2 protein-coding genes are annotated in these 3,141 nt (G+C 63.1%); both read left to right on the top strand.

What is annotated here, in order from left to right:
* A partial coding sequence (locus Q0349_RS02045; protein ID WP_298079179.1) for a hypothetical protein occupies positions 1-2,442 on the top strand: 2,442 nt, incomplete at its 5' end.
* A gap of 60 nt (positions 2,443-2,502) precedes the next feature.
* Positions 2,503-3,141, top strand: a 639-nt coding sequence (locus tag Q0349_RS02040) for a hypothetical protein (RefSeq protein ID WP_298079178.1), incomplete at its 3' end; no start/stop codon positions are given.

Below are 3,141 nucleotides of genomic sequence, written 5' to 3'. Positions count from 1 at the left end.
ACCTTCACCCTCACCGCCGCGCAAAAAGGCGCGAAAATCACGGTGCAGGCGACCTACGACGACAACGCCAAGAACCACGAAACGCCGACCAGCGACGCCACCGCTGCGGTCGCCGACAACAGCGCGCCGAATCCGTCGCCGAACCCGCAGCCGTCGCCGAATCCAAATCCGTCACCGAATCCAAACCCGCAACCTAACCCGAATCCGTCGCCCAATCCGAATCCGTCACCCAACCCGCAACCCAACCACGCGGGCAAAGTCAGCATTACGGGCGAGGCGAAAATCGGCGAAACCTTGACCGCCAAAGTTGACGACGCCGACGGCGTGGACAGCACGCAAATCACCTACCAATGGCAGCGCGACGGTCAGCCCATCAGCGGCGCGACCGGGGCAAGCTACCAGCTCACCGCCGAAGACGCCGGACACAAAATCAGCGTGCAGGCGACTTACGACGACAACGCCAAGAACCACGAAACCCCGACCAGTACGGCGAGCGACATTGCCAAACCGCAGCCGCCGGCGACAAACGGTCTGGATGTCGGCGACGCCAGCGCGGTAATTGAGGGCAACGAACTGGTTTACACCGTCAAACTCGCCAGTCCGGCGCAGGCGGGGCAGGTGCTGAAACTCAGCACCGACTACCACGACAGCGCCCTTTCCGCCGACCAGCTTGCCAAAACCGCCGACCCGTTCCAGCCGGGCGAATATCTCGGCAACGGCACGGTGTTCACCCGCAGCGTTGCCGATATGCCGCTTGCCGCCAACAGCACCGACATCACCGCCTACGCGCCGACGATGGCGAAAAACGCCTATGGCGTTGTCACTGGCCTCAACACCAGCGCCTACAACATCCCGATTTACATCGTCGATAGCAGCGACCCGCAACAGCACTACGCCAACATCACCTCGCACGACGACCGCATCACCGCCTCCGGCGACATCAGCGCGCACGTCCTCGGCCGCATCCCGCTGCCCGACTACGCCCAGCCCGCAGGTGGCGGCGACGCCTCCTTCGCCGTGTACGACAAGGCGACCGGGCTGATGCGCGAATACTTCCACGCGGTGAAAACCGCCGACGGCTGGGACGTCAGCGCCGCCGGCTACTTCCAGGGCGAGGCGGGCATGAGTGGCCTCGGCGCGAAAAACTTCTGGATGCAGCACACCCACGGCGGCTCGGCGGTGGTCGGCATGCTCAACCCGCTGAGCCAAATCGGCGTCTCCGAAGTGCTCGCCGGACGCATCAACCACGCCGTTTCCGTCACCCTGCCGAACGCGAAAAAAGGCATCACCTCCTTCCCGGCACAACAAAACGACGGCGCCGACGACAACCCGAACGCGCCCGCCGAAGGACAATGGTTCCGCATCCGCCAGGACGTTGACCTTGACGCCTACCGCCGCCCGGACGGCTCGCCGCTCAGCCCGATGACCAAAATGATCGCCAAGGCGGCGCAAACCTACGGCGGCTACGGCGCGGACAAAAACCTCAACAACTTCGCCTTCAACGCCGAAGCGCCGAACAACTACCTCGCGCGCGGCAAAGAAAACCCGTGGCGCACCGGCGGCGAAATCGCACAAAAAATCGGCGGCGACCCCAGCGATATCAACGATTTCCCGTGGGAGCTGACCGAATGGGCGTCCGTCGGCTGGAACGACAAGGGTCACGACGCGGGCGTTTACACCCCGCGCGACATCAGCGCCAGCATCGGCGGCGTCGCGCAAACCGTGCATAACGGCGAAATCACCCTGCCCGCAGGCGCGACCGAAATACAAGTCAAAGTGCCGACGCTGACCCACAACAACCTGAGCCAGACCGACGACGTTACCCTGCACGCGCAACTGCTGGACAACGGCAACGTCATCGCCAGCGACGACGGCAACGGCCACGTCAATGACGCGCCCAGCCCGATACACGACACCATCCACGGCGGCGACCACGGCAGCGTCCTCATCAGCCCGAACATCAACGCCGAAGACTACGCCCAGCTCGTCAACCTCGAAGGGCAGGCGCTCCTCGACTACGTCCAGGCGCACGGCAACCATATGCTGCAAAACCCGGCGAGCCAAACCCCCGGCGCGACCCTGCGCGGCGGCGACGGCGACGACACCCTCGTCAGCGGCTACGGCGTGGACTACCTCGCCGGTGGCAAAGGTGCGGACACCTTCGTCTATGCGATGGACGGCGAAAACAGCTTCCCCTACCACGACAACGACCAAATCCTTGACTTCAACCCGGCAGAAGGCGACCGCATCGTCCTCACCCGTGGCGAAGGCTGGACACTGCAATTCGGCAAAGTGGACTTCGAAGCGGCCGAACACGTGCAGCGCCTGCAATTCAAAGTCTATAAAGGCGAAGTCGGCTACATCAACGCCATCCAGATTCACTCGCACGACGGCCACGCCTTCAGCGTCGATGAAATCATGAATGCCGTCACCATCCTCTAAAAGACACGCCCACAACCCCATAAACCCGATTAACTAGAAACCTCAAAAAAGGAAGCCAACATGAGCAACATCGCCCTCACCCTGAAAACCGCCGACGGTAACACCATCGCCCAATACAACCTCAACACCGCAAGCGTCGCACAAATCGACGCCATCAACGGCGCGTACTACCAGTTCACCGATGCTGCGACCGGCACCGGCCCGGTACGCATCGACACCGCACGCAGCGGCGACGACCTGCTCATCTCCTTTGACAACAGCAGCGGCACCGACCTCGTTATCAAAGACTACTTCGCACGCGGCGAAGGCGCGCTGGTCGGCATGCAAAACAACGGCGAGCTTTACCGCTACCCGGTCATCGTCACTCCTGAACACGTGCTCGCCGAACACATCGAAACCGCGCCTGCCTATGCCAGCGGCGCGGAAGGCGCAGTAGCGGCAGGCAGCAGCGGCGGGCCGTCCACCCTGGGCGTACTCGGCACCATTGGTGCGGTCGGCCTCGTCGCCGGTGGCATCGCCATCGCGGCACACAACCACAACAAGCACCACAAAAACGACACCCACGACAACACGCCAAACCCGCAACCCAACCCGACCCCGCAAAACCCGAGCGACCCCGGCAACACCCCGACCCCGCCGAACCAAAATCCGGGCAACAACACCAACCCACTGTTCCCGCCCGGTCCGAACAATCCCAAC

This window comes from uncultured Cardiobacterium sp. (genome assembly GCF_938028185.1).
GTDB lineage: Bacteria > Pseudomonadota > Gammaproteobacteria > Cardiobacteriales > Cardiobacteriaceae > Cardiobacterium.
The sequence above is the reverse complement of the archived record's forward strand: the minus strand, read 5'-3'. Positions and strand labels throughout refer to the sequence as shown.